The sequence below is a fragment of the Vitreimonas flagellata genome (assembly GCF_004634425.1).
Classification (GTDB): domain Bacteria; phylum Pseudomonadota; class Alphaproteobacteria; order Caulobacterales; family Aquidulcibacteraceae; genus Vitreimonas; species Vitreimonas flagellata.
This window is the reverse complement of sequence record NZ_SBJL01000005.1, coordinates 33,111-53,205: the sequence shown is the minus strand read 5'-3', so window position 1 is coordinate 53,205 and position 20,095 is coordinate 33,111. Positions and strand designations below refer to the sequence as shown.

At 61.9% G+C, this 20,095-nt stretch carries 15 protein-coding genes; 11 read left to right on the top strand and 4 right to left on the bottom strand.

The features are described 5' to 3' along the window. Entirely contained in the window at positions 1–945 is a 945-nt protein-coding gene (locus EPJ54_RS18190) for a trypsin-like serine peptidase (protein ID WP_135213198.1), read from the top strand. A gap of 32 nt (positions 946–977) precedes the next feature. Here the strand turns inward: EPJ54_RS18190 and EPJ54_RS18185 are convergent, their stop codons facing one another. Both EPJ54_RS18185 and EPJ54_RS18180 read right to left on the bottom strand, forming a co-directional pair. Beyond that, complete coding sequence (locus EPJ54_RS18185; RefSeq protein ID WP_135213197.1) at positions 978–1,367, bottom strand: helix-turn-helix domain-containing protein; 390 nt, start codon at positions 1,365–1,367, stop codon at positions 978–980. Positions 1,368–1,636: 269 nt separating this feature from the next. Next, complete coding sequence (locus tag EPJ54_RS18180) at positions 1,637–2,602, bottom strand: SH3 domain-containing protein (RefSeq protein WP_135213196.1); 966 nt, start codon at positions 2,600–2,602, stop codon at positions 1,637–1,639. 137 nt (positions 2,603–2,739) lie between these two features. Here EPJ54_RS18180 and EPJ54_RS18175 point away from each other — a divergent pair, with 137 nt between their 5' ends. The 7 genes from EPJ54_RS18175 to EPJ54_RS18145 all read left to right on the top strand — a co-directional run bounded on the left by EPJ54_RS18175 (position 2,740) and on the right by EPJ54_RS18145 (position 12,905). Beyond that, a complete protein-coding gene (locus tag EPJ54_RS18175; RefSeq protein ID WP_135213195.1) occupies positions 2,740–3,228 on the top strand; it encodes an Lrp/AsnC family transcriptional regulator in 489 nt (162 codons plus the stop codon). Between the two features lie 124 nt (positions 3,229–3,352). Further along, complete coding sequence (locus tag EPJ54_RS18170; RefSeq protein ID WP_167755831.1) at positions 3,353–3,964, top strand: RNA polymerase sigma factor; 612 nt, start codon at positions 3,353–3,355, stop codon at positions 3,962–3,964. Then, positions 3,961–4,980 carry a FecR family protein gene (locus tag EPJ54_RS18165; RefSeq protein WP_135213193.1) on the top strand — a complete coding sequence of 340 codons (1,020 nt, stop codon included), beginning with the start codon at positions 3,961–3,963 and terminating at the stop codon, positions 4,978–4,980. Before EPJ54_RS18170 ends, EPJ54_RS18165 begins: the two co-directional genes overlap by 4 nt. Before the next feature lie 132 nt (positions 4,981–5,112). Further along, positions 5,113–7,986 (top strand): TonB-dependent receptor, encoded by a 2,874-nt coding sequence (locus EPJ54_RS18160; RefSeq protein ID WP_167755830.1) that lies wholly within the window; start codon positions 5,113–5,115, stop codon positions 7,984–7,986. A gap of 268 nt (positions 7,987–8,254) precedes the next feature. Next, on the top strand, positions 8,255–10,672 hold the full coding sequence (locus EPJ54_RS18155) for a S9 family peptidase (RefSeq protein ID WP_167755829.1): 2,418 nt from the start codon (positions 8,255–8,257) through the stop codon (positions 10,670–10,672). Between the two features lie 385 nt (positions 10,673–11,057). After that, positions 11,058–12,104, top strand: coding sequence for an alpha/beta hydrolase family protein (locus EPJ54_RS18150; protein WP_135213190.1), 1,047 nt, complete (start codon positions 11,058–11,060; stop codon positions 12,102–12,104). Positions 12,105–12,716: 612 nt separating this feature from the next. Then, positions 12,717–12,905 (top strand): AbrB/MazE/SpoVT family DNA-binding domain-containing protein, encoded by a 189-nt coding sequence (locus EPJ54_RS18145; RefSeq protein ID WP_135213189.1) that lies wholly within the window; start codon positions 12,717–12,719, stop codon positions 12,903–12,905. Here EPJ54_RS18145 and EPJ54_RS18140 read toward each other — a convergent pair. Both EPJ54_RS18140 and EPJ54_RS18135 read right to left on the bottom strand, forming a co-directional pair. After that, positions 12,902–14,005, bottom strand: coding sequence for a helix-turn-helix transcriptional regulator (locus tag EPJ54_RS18140; protein WP_135213188.1), 1,104 nt, complete (start codon positions 14,003–14,005; stop codon positions 12,902–12,904). The genes EPJ54_RS18145 and EPJ54_RS18140 overlap by 4 nt on opposite strands. A 149-nt stretch (positions 14,006–14,154) precedes the next feature. Beyond that, positions 14,155–14,508, bottom strand: a complete 354-nt coding sequence (locus tag EPJ54_RS18135) for a UrcA family protein (protein WP_167755828.1) — start codon at positions 14,506–14,508, stop codon at positions 14,155–14,157. Between the two features lie 671 nt (positions 14,509–15,179). Here EPJ54_RS18135 and EPJ54_RS18130 point away from each other — a divergent pair. Genes EPJ54_RS18130 through EPJ54_RS18120 form a run of 3 tightly spaced genes read left to right on the top strand, consistent with a single transcriptional unit; the run spans position 15,180 to position 20,080 of the window. Then, complete coding sequence (locus tag EPJ54_RS18130) at positions 15,180–16,208, top strand: hypothetical protein (protein ID WP_135213186.1); 1,029 nt, start codon at positions 15,180–15,182, stop codon at positions 16,206–16,208. Then, on the top strand, positions 16,205–17,221 hold the full coding sequence (locus tag EPJ54_RS18125) for an AAA family ATPase (protein WP_167755827.1): 1,017 nt from the start codon (positions 16,205–16,207) through the stop codon (positions 17,219–17,221). Before EPJ54_RS18130 ends, EPJ54_RS18125 begins: the two co-directional genes overlap by 4 nt. Next, a complete protein-coding gene (locus tag EPJ54_RS18120) occupies positions 17,222–20,080 on the top strand; it encodes a phospholipase effector Tle1 domain-containing protein (protein ID WP_135213184.1) in 2,859 nt (952 codons plus the stop codon). Positions 20,081–20,095: the final 15 nt, after the last annotated feature.

Genomic DNA, 20,095 nt, shown 5'->3' with positions numbered 1-20,095 from the left:
ATGCCAAAGGCGCGCGTCGACAAAGCCTTTGACGGATTTCAACTCAATGAGGACGACGCGCCCAGCGTGCGTGAACCCAAGCGCTTTAGTCCAAGCTTTATGGTTGAGACCAATGGCGGGGGTTCGCTTGAACGCGTGAAGGGCTTCAACGCCTATCGCGCGCGCAACGAAGGCCTTCCCTTCTTTCCAAGTGGCGGCGATCGCGACATGACGCCGCCACATGAAAGTGAAGAATTCGAGACCGAATTGCGCGACGCGGATGAGGACGGTTTTCGCCAGGAGAACGTGATTGCGTCCGACAACCGCGTGCCGATCGGCGATACGACCGAGATCCCGTGGCGTTCAATCGCGCTCTTGAACATCACCTATAAGAGCGGCAAGCGCGCGATAGGCACAGCCTGGTTCATCGGCCCCAAGACGATGGCGACCGCGGCGCACAATCTGCACGATCCCAAACATGGGCGCGCCACGGCGCTAGGGGTGTTCCCTGCTTTTGACGGCCGCGCAGCACCCTTTGGTTCTGTCGGGGTTGAAAGCGTGTTCTTCCCGCAAGCATGGACGACCAAGTGGCGGCCCGCCGACGATTACGGCGTGCTTGTTTTGAAATCTTCGATCGGCAATCAACTCGGGTGGTTTGGCCTCGCCGACTTTGACCCGCCGCCCAAAATCGTACTCGCGAACGTTTGCGGCTATGTCAGCAACCGCAGGCCGCGCACGCAATACTTCAATGGCGGCCGCATCCATGCTTGGACGGCGAACTTTGTCGAATATCCTTTCGACACAAGCGCCGGCATGAGCGGCGCGCCTGTGTTCTACAAAAACGATCGTGAAGAACGTCTCGCCATTGGCATCCACACTTATGGCGGCGCGACGGCCAATCGTGCGCGCCGCATCACCGGCGCGGCGTACGAAAGTCTATTGGAATACAGCCAATTGGGCCGTTGAGTTGATTGGTCGCTTTGCGCGAGCGCCGATCGCTAAGTCTCTGCGTCCATGGCGCGAACCAGTTGGAGCACTTGGCGCTTCACCTTGCGGCTTTTGATCTGGGCGAACATACGCACCAAAGCAATTGTATCAGGGTCAGTCATGGCCTCTGAGATTGTGTCGCCGCCGCTCGCCTTGCTGGACGCGCCCTTGCTTAAACCCTCGAAGAAATACGCAACCGCAACGTCGAGCGCTTGACAGATATCGTGAAGCCGTCCCGCCGTGATGCGGTTGACGCCTTTCTCGTATTTTTGAACCTGCTGAAAGGTGACACCCAGCAAATCAGCCAAACGCTCTTGGCTCATCCCGATTTCCAGACGACGGGTGCGAACACGTCCACCGACGAGTTTATCGACTTTGTTTGGCGCACGCTCGTCGCTCAAAATCCGCCCTTCCGCCGACCTCCCGCAGGGTTTGCCATCTGCATCGCGCGTGTCAACCGCTTCAATTCCCCCGGGTAAGCGCGCCCACTACGCGATCAGGGCTCGGGCGGCCGCCACACGAAACGCCGCTCCCAGCGCAGGATCCGCCGAGTTCGTTTCATGGCGCAATCGAAAACCCGCGCCTTCCGGCCGTGTCCGTCTCGCACGCGGACGGAACTATCATGGGCGCCCTTTAAACCATTGAGCACGCGGCGCTTGACCCGCGCGAGTCAACGCGCTCGTCGCGCCAGAAACGACCGCACATGGGCTTCGGTGACGTCGGACGGATAGCAGATCGGGCTTGCCCCTCCGGGGCGCGAATAGGCCGAATTGTTTCCACAACGACGACCATTGCGCATGACGTTATAGGGGCACGGACACCGTCCCGAATAATGTGCGATGCTCTCTTGCACGATGAGACGCCGGATGCTGTCGAGATTTTCGCCGTCGCCGATGCGCCCAGCACGTCTTACCGGCTCGGATGCTGAGAGAAAATCTGCCGACACCCAGGCGTCGGCGCCATTGTAATTGATCCGCGCCCATCCATCCCGTCGTTCCAAAATTTCTAGGCGCGCTCCATAGTCCACGCGTCCAAGCCCCACACTGGACGCTGCAGGCCCCGCGCGCACATTGAGAGCGCTCGCCGTCACATAGGCGGTCTCGCGGGACGTAGGCTGCAGCGCTGACATCGTCGCTGCAGGCGTCGGCGGTTCAACTGCGGCGGTTTCATAGTCGCGATTGCTCCAGACATCGCTTGGACATTCCATGCCCCAAATGCCCAGCCGATCGCGTCTGGCAGCCGCTTCCGCCTGCGCGTACGCCCCATTGCTGTAGCGTGGCCAATCACGCGCCCAACCGAGCGAGACCATGTAATCGCCGAGATCTCTCTGGCCGACACGGCACACAGCGACAGCGCGACCATGAGCATCCTCGCCGGTTTGCGTGCAACTGACGAGACGCTGCGCAATAGCCTCTGCGAGCGCCAGCGAGGCGCGCTGATAGACGTTGGTGCGACCGCAATATTTGCCGCGTTCTGGCGCGTCGAAGCCGGAGAGTCTGATGGGGCGATTATGAATCTCGATTGTGTCGCCATCGATGACGGAAGCTGTGCCGGAAAAGCTCATCTGCTGCGCGGTCGCCGCCATCGCCAGACACACAACGATGAGCGCGACGATCCCCGCCAAGGACTTTCGCATTGGGCGCCCCTCCTCGGCTCTCTTCGGAGCCGCACATTCTCAGCTTGAATGATATATCGAGCGCACAGCTGAATTGCACGCTACAATTGAGTCGATCAAGGCTCTTTCGAGCGCAAGTCGCGGGCGTCGTTGCGTTGATGTTTCGATCTCGGCTCTCCTATCTCGACGCGCTGGACCGGCGCATCCTTCAATGCGTGGAGCGCGACGCCCGCTTATCAAACAAGCAGCTCGCCAAGGCCGTCGGGATTTCAGAGAGTGCTTGCTCCCATCGCCTGCGACGCCTGGAGCGCAACGGCGTCATCAAACAATACGTGGCCGACATTGACGCGCTCGAGCTCGGCGGCGTTGTGCTCTATGGGGAAATCACATTGACGGCGCATGGCCGAGCATCACGGGTCATGTTCGAGAAGGCGCTCCATGACGAGCGCGCGATCCCTTACGCCGCACAGATTGCGGGGCGTGCGGATTACATGCTTCTTGTCAGCGGCCACGAGGTCGACATCTGGTCATCGTTGCTTCAACGCCTCGACCCGGAGGGCGTCTTGATCGCGAGTTCAAGTGTTCAGACCCAAGTGCGGGTCAGCAAACGGTTCAGCGGCTGGCCCCAACTCTTGGCGCCGACATGAGTCCCGAAGCGCGCGGGATGCGGATTCGCGCGGCGAGGACGCGAGCTACATTTTACTTTGACGCATCTGCATCACCAATCCGCTGGGTGTGACAGAGAATTTTGTTTGCGCCATGCTTAGCGGCATGAGCGACGAGCGCGCCTCGATCGAGCCCCCTCGTGGAGTGACACCCGCGACCATCGCCCCCGAACATCGCCGGGTGCTGGCGACCCTTTATGTGCGCCATTGGAAGGAGATTGTCGCCTATGTGGCGCGGGCTTTCGGACAAGGTCCGCCGGATCCCGAGGATGCGGCTCAAAGCGCCTTTGCCCAATATGCTGCGTTGAGCGAACCCGAACGTATCCTTAATCCGCGCGCTTTCCTTTATCGCTCGGCCAGCAATTTCGTCCTGGACTTCAAACGACGCGCCCGCACGCGGGCCAAATTCGAGGTCGGACCGGAAGCCGCTCTCATCATGGGCGGCGCCAATGAGTTTACGCCAGAGCGGGTCCTAAGCGGCAAAGAGCGCGCGGACATTCTTGAGCGCGCCGTCATGATGCTCAAGCCGCGTCAACGCGAAGTGCTCATCCTCAACCGCATTCACGCAATGTCTTACGCCGAGATCTCGCGCGCCAAGGGGATTTCCGAAACCGAAGTCCGCCGCCTCGTCGCCGTGGCCGTCAGAGCTTGCGACCGGGCGCTCTCGGCGGCGGACGCCGAGCGCACATCAACGGCCCTGAAGGGCAAAAAACCATGACGCAGGATCATTCGCACCGCATGGACAGGCAAGACAGGCGCATTGCCGCGGAGGCGTCAGATTGGTTGACGCGCCAAAGCGGCGCCAACGACGCGCAGGCCATTGAGGATTTCGAACGATGGATCGAAGCCGATCCCAGACATTTGGAAGCTTATGAGCGCTTGGCGCGCACATGGGATGATCTGGGTGCGCTCCAGCATCTGCGCCCCCTGGTTTCCGCGCATACGCCGTTCGCGAGCCCCGTGCGCGCTCTGAGGATTGTCGCGACGGCGCTCGCGCGTCCGTCGGTGATGGTTGGCGGCGCCGTCTTTGCGGCGATTGCATTCCTAGCCTTCTACTTTGCGCCGGGCGCCCCGCGCCTTGAACCTCAGTTTGCGACTGCTTTCGCCGAAATTGAGCCCATAGAACTTTCTGACGGCACCCGCGTGACCTTAGGCGCGCGCTCGGGCTTTGATGTCGCCTACACCCAAACCGATCGCGAGGTCGTACTAAGGTCCGGACAAGCCTTCTTCGAGGTCGCGCATAACACGGCCCGTCCTTTCATTGTGCACGCCGGCGACGTCGCCGTGCGCGTTGTCGGCACGAAATTCGAGGTCAGTCGTTCTCAGACGCAAACCATCATCAGCGTGCAGGAAGGCGTCGTTGTGACGGCCTTGTCAGGGCGTTCACAGACGCTGCACGCCGGCGACAGACTCGTTATCGATCACACCGGTCAGCGCTTTCTTTCGCCACCTGCGATGTTGCCGGTGGCGTCAATCCAACCAGCGCATGTCGCAGCGTGGCGACAGGGTCGGCTTGCCTATGACGATACGCCCTTGCGCGAAGTCGTGGCCGATCTCAATCGCTATTACGCGCCGGGTATTGAACTTGCCGACCGCGCGACCGGCGACATCCGCATCACAGCCTCGTTCGGCAGCGACGACGTCGATGGATTTTTGGGCGATTTGAGTTCCGCCTTCCCTGTCCACGTGAGCGAAGACGCGCGCGGGCGCTATTATCTCGCAGGCCGCCTTTAGCGCGATGCACGCGCCGTCACAAATTCTTTGCCCAAGACCCAGCGGATCATGGGGCGGTCTCCGTCATAGGCGCACGGGAGACGCAACGCCTCAATCAGAAGCGGCGAGCCTCCTGCAATGACGGGGGTAATCATGTTCAGTCTTTTGGGGCGTCCGCGCGCCGTCTCCATGCTCGCCACGGCTTCAGTGGCGGCGTTGGTCGCTTCGGTGCAACCGGCCGCTGCGCAGCAACAAACGCGGGCTTTCAATATTGAGCCGCAAGCGCTTTCGAGCGCGCTCATCGAGTTTTCCGCGCAATCGGACGTGCGCGTGATTGCAGATCCCGCGCTCATCAACGGGCGACGCAGCCCAGGCGTCATTGGCTCGTTCTCGCCCGACGACGCCTTGTCGCAATTGCTGGCCGGGACAGGCTTGCGTCTGTCGCGCAATACTGGCGGCGGCCTCACTGTCATTGCTGACACCACTTCCCCTACGCAGCTCGGCGCCAACAACCGGACGGCGCCGAGTGAAGACGGGGAAGACTTGGTCGTCACCGGCACGCGGTTGAATCGCGCTGTGAGCGGTTTTCCCGTCAATTCTTATACGCAAGACACGTTGGACCGGAGCGGCCAGCCCGATCTCGGTAGATTTCTCTCCACGCTGAACGAAGTCTCGATCACCTCGCCGGCCAGTGGACCCGCGGCCGTCGCCAACCGCAACGCGACGGTTCAATTGCGCGGACTCCCGATCGGTACAACGCTTTCGCTCGTCAATGGCCGGCGCGTTCAGGCGTCGAGTTCAGCGTCCGGCGCCCTCGTCTTTGATCTCAATTCCATTCCCTTCAGCGCCATAGAGCGGGTTGATGTCGTGCCCGTGGGGTCATCGGCGATCTATGGCGGCGACGCGCTCGCGGGCGTGGTCAACGTGGTCTTGCGTCATTCCTTCGACGGCGTGGCGCTCAACGCCAATCTGGGCCTGCTCGATGGCGCGGAAACACGAGGTCTTTCATTCGCGGCCGGACGCTCGTTTGAACGCGGATCGCTCATGGCGATCGGCGCCTGGAGCTACAATTCTCCGCTCCGCACGACCGATCGGGATTTCTTCCTGGACGCCGATTACACGCGCTATGGCGGACCCGACGGGCGCGTGCGCCAATGCACGCCGGGCACGGTGACGAACGCTGGCGCAGGCAACCTCCCTGGCTTGAGTTCCAATCTCGCGGGCATTCCCGATCTCGCTTCGGGGGTCACGCCCACCATCGGAGATTTCACAGCCAGCGCTGGATCGCCGAACCTTTGCGGTCCTTATAGTGAAGGCTACGGCGCGGCCTTGGTGCACGAAAGCGAGACACTCTCATTTCATGTCGCGGGCGATTATCGCTTGGCGGCCGGACTGACCGCTTTTGGTGAGATCAGCTACAGCCGAGACGACACCTTCGCGCCAGCCAATGCGATTTTGCTCAACAACGTGCTTGTGCCCGCGTCCAACGCCTTCAACCCTTTTGGCGTGGATGTTCGGGTAACGACGATGCTCGACCTGGAAAATGGCGCCACCGGCCCCTCGCGCGACACCGAGTTCACGCGCGTGCTCGCTGGGCTTCGCGGCGATCTGGGCTCTGATTGGGACTTTGAAGCCACGATCATGCGCGCGCGTGATGAGAGCGAGAGCATCACGCTCAACACGCTTGTCAGCTCAGCGGCGCGCACGGCAGCGCTCGCGAGCGCTGATCCGGCGACCGCGCTCAACCCGTTCACAAACGGCCGCGCCGCCAGCGAGACCGTGCTGCGCGGCATTTGGGCCGACGCGATTGGTCGTATTGGCGAGTCCCAGCACGATCAATTCAGCATCTTCGCGCGCGGCGATGTCGCCAATCTTTGGGCTGGGCCTCTCAGCATGGTGGTTGGCGGCGAAGCCGGCCGAGATATTTGGATCACAAGCGGGCCTGGCTTTTCCACCGACGGCGATCGGCGCACGGAAGCGTTGTTCGCCGAGACCAATTTGCCGCTGCTCAGATCCTCGAGCGCTGACGGATCAGGACGCGAGCTTGCGACGCTTTCGCTTGCTGGACGTTGGGACTCTTTCAGTGATTTTGGCGAGGCCACGACCTATCAAGCGGGACTTGAACTGCATCCGCTCGAAAATTTGCACGTGCGCTTGGCGACGGCGACGTCGTTTAAGCCGCCCTCTTTGCTGCAGCTCAATGGAAGCGAGACCATCTTCCCTTCCGAATTGCTGGGTTTGCGCGATCCGGCACGCGGCAACGAAGCCATCGTCGGCGCGGACGTGGTGTTCGGCGGCGCCGCCAATTTGGAGGCCGAGACTGGCGAAGCGACGACGTTTGGCGTGACTTGGGAGCCTGAATTCATCTCCGGGCTTCGCCTCAGCGCAACCTCGTGGAATGTCGACATCGAGGGCTTGATCTCGCAATTGCCAGCTCAAACCGCGCTCGATTTCGAAAGTCTGTTTCCGTATCTGGTCACACGCGAACCCAGTGTTGGCGGCGTGCCAGGTCAAGTCACGCGGGTTGGATATCAATTCGTCAATTTCGGCAGCGTCAGCGTGTCGGGCGTTGACATGGATCTTGCCTACGGGCGGTCCACCTCACTTGGCCAAGTCAGTTTCACCGCGAGTGCGAGCCACACGAATGAGTATGAATCGTTGCTGACGCCGGGCGTGCCCGTCCAGGATCGCTTGGGACGGCGCTATCTCGATTTTTGGGCGCCTGAATGGAAGGGGCGCGTGAGCCTGTCGCTCGACGCCGGCGATTGGCGCGTCGGCGGCGCGGGCCGATATGTGGGGCCTTATCTCGACGAGGGCGTCTCTACCCGAGAGCTTGGCGACATTTGGACCTATGATGTTTGGGGCGGGATCAATCTCTTCTCCGAGCGCACGCAGCTCTTGGTGACCATCGCCAACGTCACCGACGAATTGCCGAGCTTTGCGGGAACGGCGGGCCTCTATTTCGACCACACGCAGGGCGATTGGCGCGGTCGCTACACGAGCGTCAGACTCTCAACCACCTGGTAACGCCGAGATCACGCCGCCGGCGTTCGCGCGGCATGCCTTGCTCCCGTCGGGCAAGGCATGTCGCGCCGGGGCTTTCATCGCCATCCCAGCCGACCATTCCAATCGGAGACAAATTGTGACGACCGCACGCTCCCTTGGGTCCCACGCCTCACGCCGACCTGCACGCTCTCTCTTGAAGGCCGCGCGACGCGCGCTGGCCGCGTTCGTGTGTGCATGCATGTTCGCGAGTGAAGTCGAAGCTCAGGACTTGGCGCCACGAGCAGCGCGCTTGGATCGCGTCATTGACGCCTTTGTCTCCATCCAAGACTTTGGCCTCGTGCGCGCCTCCCCCGATGGCGCTTATGTCGTGGTTGAAGTCACGCGTCCGCGCACGTCGCTGGCCCGTACTGGCGAAGCGCCATGGATGACGCTCTCAGATCTTTGGCTGGTCGACCTGGCAAGTGGTGAGACACGTCAACTCACATCCGGCGCACGCACCGGCGACGCCGCCTGGGAACCAATCTGGTCGCCCGATTCCAGGAGGATTGCTTATCTCACCAATGCCGGCGACGGCGCGCCGCGCGCGGCTTGGATGGATGTCCGCACGCGCCGGGGCGGACTTCTTTCCGAGCGTGGCGTCGACATCGAGGTCAATTTCGGATCGCGATCCCCGTTTGGCGCCGAGCGGCGCGTCTGGGGCGCTTGGATGGGCGACCATCGCTTCATGTTGGCCGCGAGCGCGCCCGGCGAGGTGGTCGCGCTGGCGCGCACCATGGCGCCTGACCTCCTCGCCGCCCCGCGTTGGGCCCAAAGACGCGCCGGTCAGGCGGCGATCACTGTTTGGGACAGCGCCAGCAACAGCCAATGCAGCGCCAACACGAGCCTATTGTCGTTAGAGGTTGGCGCCCGTTCGCGCACGCGCGAATTGTTCGTCGGCGCGGTCCGCGCGGTAAGCCTCGCGCCGGATCAAACCCAAGCCGCTCTCGTGCTCGCCACCGGCGCGTTGGCGCCGCCGGCCGTGAGCGTGCTCGATCCAGAGATGATTTATCACAACCTCGATCCACGCGTGCACACAAGGCTTGACGTGTTGCGCCTTGATGGCCGCGCGACAAGCGCCATCTCCACCGACGTCATGGAGGCGCGCTTTCAGTCAAGCGATGACGCGCCGCGCTGGTCGCGTGATTCAAGCGCCATCTTCGCGCCAACGCGCCCAGCCATGCCGGAGCCAAGACGATCCTATTGCGTTGACGCGATCCAGTCCGATGGCCAGCGCCCCGAGGCGTGGCGTATTGAGTGCGCCCGCGTCCAATCGCGCGCTCATGCGCGCTTGCTGGCGTTCAGCTTGAGTTCGGCGCCGCCTCTATCATCGGAGGATTTGGATGCGCGTATTGACCAAACCGCGCGCGTCTTGCGCGTGGGCGAGATGACGCTGGGTGACGAAGCGTCCGTGTTTTCACTGGGCGGCGATCTCGTCGGCGTCGTCGGCGCCAACACGATCAGACTAGTTGAACTTCGCACCGGACAAGTGATCGATGAAATGGCGCGCGAGGCACTGAGCGTGCTCGTGTCCGGCGCGCCGATGTCGGGCGCACGCATCGCGGTGCTGAGCGCCGCGGGCGCGCCGCACCTATTGCGGGTCATGCAAGGGCGACTTGACCTGCAAGCGGTGGATGCGCCTGCGGCGTCGATCGCGCCCGCCGGCATTGTCGCGCAGGGCGATGCCGTGATTTGGACCGCGGAAGATGCGCAGGGCAAATCGCTTTTCGTTTCGGATGGCAGTGGAGGAAATTGGCGACTTTTGATGCGACTGGAGCGGCCCTTCCCGGCCGATCTCGCGCTCGAGCGCCGCGCCATCCATTACACGGCGCCAGACGGAAGTGATGCGGTGGCGATCCTCTTGTTGCCGCCGAATTATGATGCGCAGCGAGCCTATCCGTTGATCCTAAACCCCTATCCGGGACAGATTTTCACCGACGAAAGCATCGCCACGCAATTTGATCCCATCAGCGTCTATAATGTTGATGCTTATGCATTGGCGCACATGGGCTACGTCGTGGCGCGGCCGAGCATGCCCTACTTCCAGGGCAATCACGTCGATTATGAAGCCCTCTCTTATTTCAGCGGGCTCATTGAGAACTTCGCCGAAGAGACCGTCAGACGCGGTTTGACCGAGCCTGGGCGTATTGGGCTGTGGGGCCATTCGAACGGCGGCTATTTGGGACTCGGCGTGGCGGGTCGCACGCACCTCATCGACGCCATCGTGTCATCCTCTCCGTTTCCGGATGTTATTCAGGTCGCCGAATTGCCTGCGCCAATGTTCGACGTCGACGCTTGCGCGCCAAACAGGCTTTATGGCGCTTCGGCCGCCTTCGCGGAGGACCCCGACGGACCTCTGTGGCGTATGGGTGGGCCGACACATGCAGCGCTCGATCGCTTCCTGCGGAACTCGCCCCTTTATCACCTAGGACCACAGACACCGCCGGTTCTGATCATGCAGGGCCAGTTCGACAGCCGCGGCACAGCCGATTCCGAACGTGTGTACACGCGGCTCAATCGCCAGAACGTGCCCGTTCAATTGGCGCGCTATTGGGGTGAAGGCCACAATTTCCTCATCGCCGAGAGCATTCGCGATCGCGTCCATCGCGCCGTCGATTGGTATGGCGTCCATCTCGTCAACGCACCCCACGACGACCGAGACTCTCAATGACGACTGCGGCTTCGAGCGCCTCCAAGCGCACCTTTGTCGCGCAAGAAACCTCGCACGTGCGCCGGCGGCTTACCAAACCCGCGCATCGCCTCTGCGGCATCACCCAAATGGAGCATGCACATTCCAAGGCCTCCGTTACACGCTTTCGCCGGATGCGATGTCTCCAATGATTTGAGGGTGCGAGATCACAAGCGGTTCCAATTGCTCAGACCTACGCGCACTCTGGCGATCATTTGAAAGAGATCAACTGATCCAGGGCGCGCCGTTTGATCCAGAGCTTGCGGCGCGCGTGGTCTATCCCGCCAAAGAGATTTGTTTCCTCCGGGTGCAGCGGCTCTGTTCCCGCAGCCTGCCTCATCCGACGCTGGTTGAGGGTGGAAAGACGATGTCACAGCACACTGCACTTCGCGCGGATGAAGAGACCATCATCGAACTGGACGCACGGCCAACGCATGAGTCGTTCGGCGATGTCGACGCGCTGATGCCGTCAGCTCCCGAGCCAAAAGATATCTATATTCAGGCCCCGCTGGGGTTTCGATTAGAGAACGGCGACCTCCTCAACGACAGACATATCCGGTTGCGTCGCCATGGCCGTCGCACGGCGCCGCCCGTTCTCGTCATGGGCGGCATCGCTCATGACCGGCGTCTCGCGGGCGCGGACGGATGGTGGAGCCAGATTGTCGGCTGGGGCGGCGCTATCGATCTTAATCGCAATTGCGCGCTGGGTTTGGATTTCGCGCCGCTCGCGGACGAGGAGGTCGTGCTTTCGCCGAAGGCGCAAGCACGTCTCATCGCCCACGCGCTGGATCGCCTCGACATTGAATGCCTCCCAGCGATCGTGGCGGCGTCTTATGGCGCGATGGTCGCCTTGACGTTCGCCGCGCAATATCCTTCGCGCGTTCAACGGCTCTGCATCATTCAGGGGGCGCACCGACCCTCGACGATGGCGCTTGCATGGCGGGGCGTGCAGCGGCGGGTCGTGCAATTCGGGCTTGCGCACAATGATGGCGAGCGTGCTCTCGAGCTCGCGCGACAGCTTGGCCACGCCAACCACCGCGGCGCGGCTGAGTTTTGCGAGCGTTTCAATTGTATTGTCGGCCAAGACGGCGCGAGCGATCTTGATCGCCATCTCATCGCCCAAGCGCGCCATACTGAAGAGACGATGGGCCCCCGGCGTTGGCTTTCGCTTAGCGCTTCGTTGGACCGCGCGATGGTGGCGCCGGAACTCATCAAAGCGCGTACGACGATCATCGCGTGTCCGACGGACCAGGTCGTCGCCTTTAGCGACATCCAGGAACTCATCACCCGGCTCCGTCACTTCACCGCGCTTCACATGCTGGCGTCAATTCACGGCCATGACGCGTTCCTAGAGGAGCCTGATCGGCTTGGACCGATCATCGAAGCCTTCATGGCCGGCGCACGCGATGTCTGATGTGCTCGCCATCCCGCGCCGTCAAATTTGGGCCCCCACGCGGCGCTTCGTCTTGCTCCTCATGTTTGGGCTAGGCGCTTGCAGTAACGCGCAAGGCCCAGAGCCCCACGCGGGCGTCAATGTCGCATGCGCGCATCCCCGCCCCTTCGGACGCATCGGCGAACACTACACACCCGCGCCAAGCCAGCGTCTTTGTGGCGAGCACCAAGCCCGGGCCCCACACCCGTGGTGATATGAGACTGCGAAGGGCGCCTGCTCGCTTTCCCTCAACATTGAGCGAGCTGTCACCCACCTGCCCCTTCGCATAGCGCGGCCGTCCGCTCTCCCGGTTTGGACGGCCGCGCGCCTTCGGGCGCACCAAACGACTTGTGCGCTCCAATGCACGCGAGTCGGTTCGCAAGGACGCGACAAGTCTCATTGGAACATTCTCTGAATCTGTGCGCCCTACTCCACATGGGGGTCGCGCGCGATCAATGCTCTCGCCATCAAGGCGTCGCTGAAACACCTGCCTGTTTCGGCGTTCGCCCTGAACCTCCATATGCGAGCGCCGCAAGCGGCCCGTCCCCCAGGGCGGGCCGCCCTTTTTTGATGAGAGTGTGGGCCGAGGCGACGATGAGAGCGAAGATTAGATCTCGCGCGCGCGTGACACTGCCGCACGACGTGCGCGATGTGCTTCAGGTCACGGAAGGCGATTATCTCCGCTTCATCCAAACCGAAGACGGCGCCTTTATCATGCGAGCCGAGAAGAGCGCCCTGCTTGGCTTGAGACTGCAGACAAAGCCGACATTGGATCGGGACTAGCAGCCAAGCTCGCGCCAGACCAAGGCCGACAACGCGGCCTGTCGGCCGGTTTGCGTCTTGCAATAGATCTTGCGCAATTGGGTGCGCACGGTTTCAAAGGCGACCTGGCGGGCATCGGCGATATCTTCCAACGCGTCGCCCTTGGCCACCTCGACCGCCAGACTTGCCTCCGCTGGCGTCAGCCCAAAGCGCTCGCGCAATCTGGCCGTTGCATCGGGCGCGATGCCTCGCCTTTGTCCAAGGACGAGCGCGAGCGCGCGGGCGCCGCGCAAGGCGGGATCGGGCGCAGAGGCCGGGTACACTTCCAAATCAAGACGACCTTGCGCATCCATGCAGACGATTGTCTCGCAAGCTGCGGCGCCCGGCGCCCTCGACGTCGCCAATTTGATTTGGCGCACCAAGCCGTCCTGTGCGCTCGGGTCAGCCAGGCCGAGGCGATCGTCCTTTGCGGCGATGACGGACGCTGCTCGCATGAGCTCAACCGCAGCGGTGTTCGCCCAAACAACCCGGCAATCACAAGCAACGAGCCAAACGGGCCGCGTCGCGCACGCAAACGTGGACATTAAGCTCTGCGCGCTTCGGTGCTCCCCATGCGACGCTAGCAATGACGCCGCACGGCGCACGTGCGGTGCGAAGGCTTCAATCAGCGCGCGCGCTTTTTCATCGAATGCGCACTGATCGGCCCCGCGATTGAAGACGAGGGAAACATCGAAGCGCGGATCGCATTCCGAAACGAGCCCCGCCAGCCAACGCTCGCCGATCGCGAAATAGAAATCCTGCACGTAGGCGCTGCGCGCAAGCTCGCTCTCGCTCATGTGCTCGTGGCAAAGGAATACGCCCTTGCTGCGCCGCATTGCGGAGCGATAGGGATTGAGATGTCGCCAGTGCGTGAAATAATTGTCGATCGCGGGTTGGGTATATCTTTCACCCACCGGCAGGAAGAGAAGCGTGGAAAGATTGCGCCGATCGACGACATGGACGTTGCCCCCGCCTGCGCCCAGGCGGCGGGTTAGCGCGCTGAGGGCGGGACCAAAGCGCTCTGCGCTGCTCGCTCCTAGATAGATTTGTTCGATCAGATCGTGATCTGCGATCTCAGACATACGCTACACCATCCCTCCTGCGCCTAGTAAGACGTTTGAGGACGGTCGTTCACGGATTCATTCGTCGTGTTTTTCCGCCCTTTGATTGCATAGCTGCACCGCGCGGACGGATTTGGATGTGAAGCTCGTGGAACGCGATCCAGCAGAGCCTATTCGCCAGCGCCCAAAGCCGCCTCGCCCCCGCTTGCGGCGCCAAAATGGAGCGCCGTCAAACGCGGCGCATCGATCGTCGACACCGCCTGGTCGACCGCCTGTTGGACGCATGCACGGGTCGCCGCGCGTTCGGAGAGCGGCCGCCGGCCTTGATTGGCCCCGCACGCGCGCGCCGCAGCGCGCTCGATGCGGTTGAGCAACACTTCAGCGCCAGCATCCGCTTCAACATTGAGATCGCCATATTCAACGCGCACCGAGCGCGCCTCTCGATCACGCGCATCCACGTCGGAAGCAGGCATAAAGCACGCCGCGACAATCGCACCGCCCAATAGAAGATTCGCGCCACGCATCCTTGCCTCCGAATTCAAAAGCGATGGCATGGGCGCTATGGGGATACGGGGGCTTCCTCATGCTCCATGTGGGTGAGACTTCGGCAAATCCGACGCGCCGAGGCCCCCCTCCCCTTAAAGCTTCGATGTAGCACGCGTTACGTGCGATATTTTGAGCCTTCGCGGTCGCCGCGTTCAGGGCGCGCGACAAATCTTGCGGTGCAAGCATCGGTTGCGTCATATTCTCCCAGGGCGGAGGGACAATGGGCGGCAAGTCGAACAGCCACGGATCCTGGGCGCCCGCTTATTTCATAAGCCACGCCTCCGACGATCTGCGATCCAAGGAGCCCGACGACGCCGAGCGGGTGCGGCTCTTCCACAGCATCGTCCATTGCCTTGAGCTTCATCTGGCTGCGCACGATCCGCCAATTGGAATATGGGTGGACCGTGGCTACGAAATCTCCTCGCGCCTTCGAGAGAGTCATAAGCGGTTGAACTTCGCACAAGCGTGGCGCCGCCAAGTGAGGGAGGCGATCGCGGAGACCGCCGTCATTCTGTTTTGGAGCGCCCAGGTCGCGCGTCGATTTAAGTCACAGCTCGACGCTTCGCTTTGGACCATGGACTCCATCCGTGCGGCGCGCGCGAAAGGCTCCTCGTCTCTACCCAAGGAATGCTCAGTGCCTTGGGAGGCCATGCATGGGGTCCTCGGCGCGGGCCTTTTCGTTATTCGCATCGACGCCACGCCCGAGAGCGAAGGGCCACAATGGCTGTGGGAGGGCCACAGCATAAATCTCAGCGATTTCGACGCCAACCAACCGATGAATGCTCGGTTTGAGACGCTGCTCACGGATCTTCAGCGTCCCCATAAGCGCGACGCAATCGATGATAGCGTCGACGAGCCGCTCGCCATCACCTATCGCGTCGATCGGCACGAACAGCGCGAAATTTGCACCAATGGCATGCGCGCGGATGAGACGCCGATACTCATGGTCTCGGGCGCTGACAGCGACCATACGGGCTTTCTTTCCCATGTTGTACGCGCTGAATTAGCCCCTGCGATCTATGCGGGCGCGCTTGCCTCGCAGAGCAAATGGATCACGCTGCCGACGCCCGCTAAGCGCGTGACCTGGCTGCCCGACGCGGGCGAGAGCGAGCACCGCTTCACTGCCTTCTCTCAACGCCTCGATGATCAAATGCTGCGCGCTATACCGGGCGAAGGCGCCACATGGCCCGAGCGCTTGGCAGTTCGCGGCCCCCCGCTCATTGTGCGCGCCGCATTGTCTGCGCGGCAATTCCTAGACTTCGCTGAGCGCGACGGCGTCGCATTCACGCAACGTTACTACTCGACCTATCACGGCGTGTTCGCTCAACCGATCATCATGGCGATTGAGCTCAACCTGCCTGATGATCGTAGCCAATGGGGTCCAGCCGAACGACGCGCGCTGGCGCTCGTGGAGACGTTGCGCCGCCGCAGACGCACGCCTTCGGCGGGGGCGCGTATTCTCGTGCTGCCGCCCTTCGCCGACATCGATGTTGAAGACGCGCGCCAATGGGCGTTGGACGGCGCAGTCTTGGCCGGGCTTTCCGAACACAATGGCGTGCTCTGTCGGGAGCGCATTAGCCAATTGTTTGCGGCCCGCAAATCGGTGGCGATGCGGCAATGGTCGCACGAGGCCACGCGCATGCTACGCGCGCTGCAATACGTGGAGGACGCCGTATGAATTTTCGATTCTATATCGGTGATGGCGAACGGCGCGAGGATGTTCGCATCGAAAACACGCTGATCACGCCTGAGATGCAGGAGGCGTTTCAGAGTCCGCGCTCTTACGTTCCCTCCGAACGCGCCATCGCTGCGGTCAACGTTGCACTTTCGACGCGCCTGCCACTCTTGATCGGCGGGGAGCCTGGCACGGGCAAGACCGAATTGGGCGCGGCAGTCGCGCACGAAATGGGCAAAGTCGGCCCCATCAAATATATCGTCAAATCCACCAGCCAATCGAGCGATCTCTTTTACAATTACGACGCCATCCAGCACTTTCACGCAAGCCAGACCGGCGCCTCCGATCCATTGCCGTTCATCACCTATCATGGCTTGGGGCTTGCCATCTTGCTGGCATTGCCGCTTGAGGCGCGCGCGCCGTTTCTGCCCTCGGTCGCCAGCGACGATCCCTTGTTGTCTATGCTCTGGCGCCCGGAGAGACGCCAATCGGTGGTCATCATTGACGAGATCGACAAGGCGCCGCGCGATTTCCCTAACGATCTGCTGGATGAATTGGCCAATCTTCGCTTCCGCGTGGCGCCCTTGAATGGGCGCATCACCCCGCCAATCGAGGACGAGACACTAAAGCCCATCGTCTTTCTCACCACCAATTCGGAACGCCAATTGCCCAACGCGTTTCTTCGTCGCTGCGCCTATCTCCACATGCCTGTACCCGACGGCGCGGCGCTGCAGCGCATTCTTCAATCGCGCTTCGAGGCCGGTGTCCGCACCACCAGCAAATTATTGGAGACGCTCGTCAAGTTCATTGAAACGACGCGCGAACACGTGCGGTTGGAGAGAAAACCCTCCACCGCTGAACTCCTAGATTATGCGCAATATCTTCGCGCAAATGGCGCAGCGCTCGATCAGCCCTTCTGGACGGCGCGGGGCGCGCGTGAGGGTCTGTCGCTGCTGGGCAAGACCCCTGCCGAACTCGCTGAGATTGAGTGGCTTTTTGATCGCGCGGGGGCGTAAGTGCCCTCCGCTTCGCAGATCGAGCACCTTTTCATTCTGCTTCGCCAGAACGGCATGGAGGCGTCGATCGCGACGCGTGTTCGGATCATGACGGTGTGGTCGAGCCACGCGCTCTCCGAGCACGTGCTCACGATCGATGAGGCAGTCCATTTATTGACGCCGCTCATTGGCAAGGACGAGCGAAGTCATTCGATCGCGGAGCAATGTGTCAGGACTTGGTGGGCGAGCGCCGCCGCCAAGGCCACATCAGCACCCGACGTCGCGGCGACAGCCATGCAGATGTCTCAAGACTGGGCCGACTATGTGGATGAGGTTTCTTGGTTTGAGAAGTGGCGCTCCCGGTTTCAACGTGTCACGCCCCTTATCCTGGTGTCGTTGGTTGCGGCCGCAGGGCTCTTCGCCACGCTCGACAATTACCAAACACTCCGGCGCTTGCTGGCTCTCAGCAACTGGACACTCACCCCTATAGCCGCGATCTCGCTCGGGCTCGCTCTTGCCGCCCTTCCTCAAGTGCGTTCATTGTTCACGCGCGCGCTCGCCATGTTACGACAACTCGCGCAGCCGATGCGCGCTAAGCCCTTTGATGTCGGGGTGGCGCGTGCAGAGCCCGCGCCGACGGGATTAATCGATCAGGCCGACCTCAATGCTTGGTCGGCGTGGTCTTCTGAAATTACACCGAGATTGGACGCTGTCGCCACAGCCCTGCGTACGGCTCAATCGGGCGGCCATTTCACGCCGCGCTACCAGACCAAGCGACATGCGCCAGCTTATTTGGTCGTGGCTGAGAGATTGAGTTCCACCGATCATTTTCCAGAACGGATCCGGCGTTGGTTTGACGCGTTGCGGCAACGGGGCGTCAGTGTTGATTTCTTGGAGGGAGATCCGAGCAACGCCACATCCGTGCAACGCATCGCCCGTGACATCACGCGGCTCGCACAAGATTCAACACGTCTCTTGATCGCGGGCAGCGAGGAGGCGTTCATCCATCCAGCATCGCGGGCGCTCACGCACTTTGGCGCCATGATCGCTGCAGCGCGACCACAAGCGATCTTCTTGGCCAACCCAGCGCCGCCGCCAAGACGTAGGCAGGTCCTGCGCCAGGCTCTACATGCCGAGAGCGCACCCGCTACTCCGCAAGGTCTTGCCCGTTATTGGCGGAGCGGCGATCTCAGCGGATCACGGTCTGATAGATTTCTACACGACGAACGTTGGATGTCGGCCCAGCCGCCGAGCGCCAAGGACTGGACAAGCCTTTATGGCGCATTGGTGCGTCACCTCCAATATAGCGGATTTCGCTGGCTTTGCGCGATCGCCATTTACCCAGTGACCGACCCTGCGCTCACGCGACGACTTGGTCGTCATATTCACCAAGGGGACCGGCGCGCCTTCGAGCGTGATTTCGCGCGCCTCAGCGAACTGCCATGGCTGCGCCACGGCTACATGCCGGAATGGCTGCGATCCAATCTGGTTGCCCTCCTACCCCCAGATGAAAAGGCTATGCGCGCGCGCCAGCTCCGCGCAGCGCTCACGGGCGCTGGGCGTGACGACGCCCTCCAAACCACCCGCGTGGCCGTGCCATCGGACGGCGGGGGCCGGATCGATCAGATCGTCGCGGTGCTGCTTCGCGACCATCCCAAGCAGCGCAATGATTTTGCGATCAGCGACGACCTTGCTGACGCGATCGTTGACCAAGCGCCGAGCGAGACTGCCTTCTCGACGCCGTCTCGCCGCCCAAACCGCCAGGCCGTTGAGCCATACGAACGCTCTTCGGGCGCCTCGCATCGCCGGCACGTCATCTATTTTGATCAAGAGAGCGAACTCAATTCCTCTTCTATGTCGAACATCGCGATCCTCGCCCACAGCGTGGCGTCCACCGCGTCGAGCGACACTGCGAGTATTGAGCAATTCTGCGCCTACCAATCATCGCAAGCTCGATCGACTGTGCGCGGCGCCATTTGCAATGCGTATGCGGACTTGGCGTTTCAGTATGATGTTGGCGACGAAATCTTTATCTTTGGCGCAGGCCGAGGCGCCTATTGCGCCAACGAACTCGCCCGGATGATCAATGCGTGCGGCATCCTTAGTCGACGGCATCTTTCAAAACTGAGCGACGCCTATGCGCTCTACCAAGCCGCGGCCAAGGCGCAATCTGAGGACATGACACGCACCTTGGCGCAGTTTCGCTTGCTCTACGGCAAGACGCCGCGCAACGCCGATGGCACCAGGCGCTCCAGCTCCGCCATTCCAAAGATTCAATATTTGGGTCTGTTCGATGCAACATTGCCGAACTCATTCACCGCGCGTCGCCGGGGCTTCGTCCTCCCAGACAATGTTTTGGCCGCTCGGCACGCGGTGGCGATCGACGAGACGCGTGTGATCTATCCCCCAGCGCTTTGGTCAGACTTGGAGCGCGCGAACGAAGCGCGGGGTGCAAAAGCCAAGGATGGGCGCGCGCCGCTGCAGCAGAGATGGTTCGTGGGCGCGCATGAGGATGTCGCGGGCGGGGTAGGTTCTCCCCTCTCGAGTATGGCTTTGGCTTGGATCGCCGACGGCGCCACTGAAGCCGGCTTGCAATTTGATCGTTCAAGCGAAGAACGCTCGCCTCTGCTAGAAGTCTTGGACCAAGCGGGACGACAGGGCGTTCACGGCCCCATAACGCGCCGCTCTCTTCCCGCCATGTTGGCGCCCGAGCAATGGAGCCTGCGTCCGCGCATGATCTGGAGCGAGCCTACGCCGCCGCAGATGTCGGACGCACAATACCTGCTTCACCCAAGTGTGCTTGAACGCACGGCTCGGTCCAAGCGCGTGTCGCCCGCGCTAAGGCCATTCCGGAGCGTGCTGCGGCGCAAAGATCCGTGATGTCGTGATCGAGTT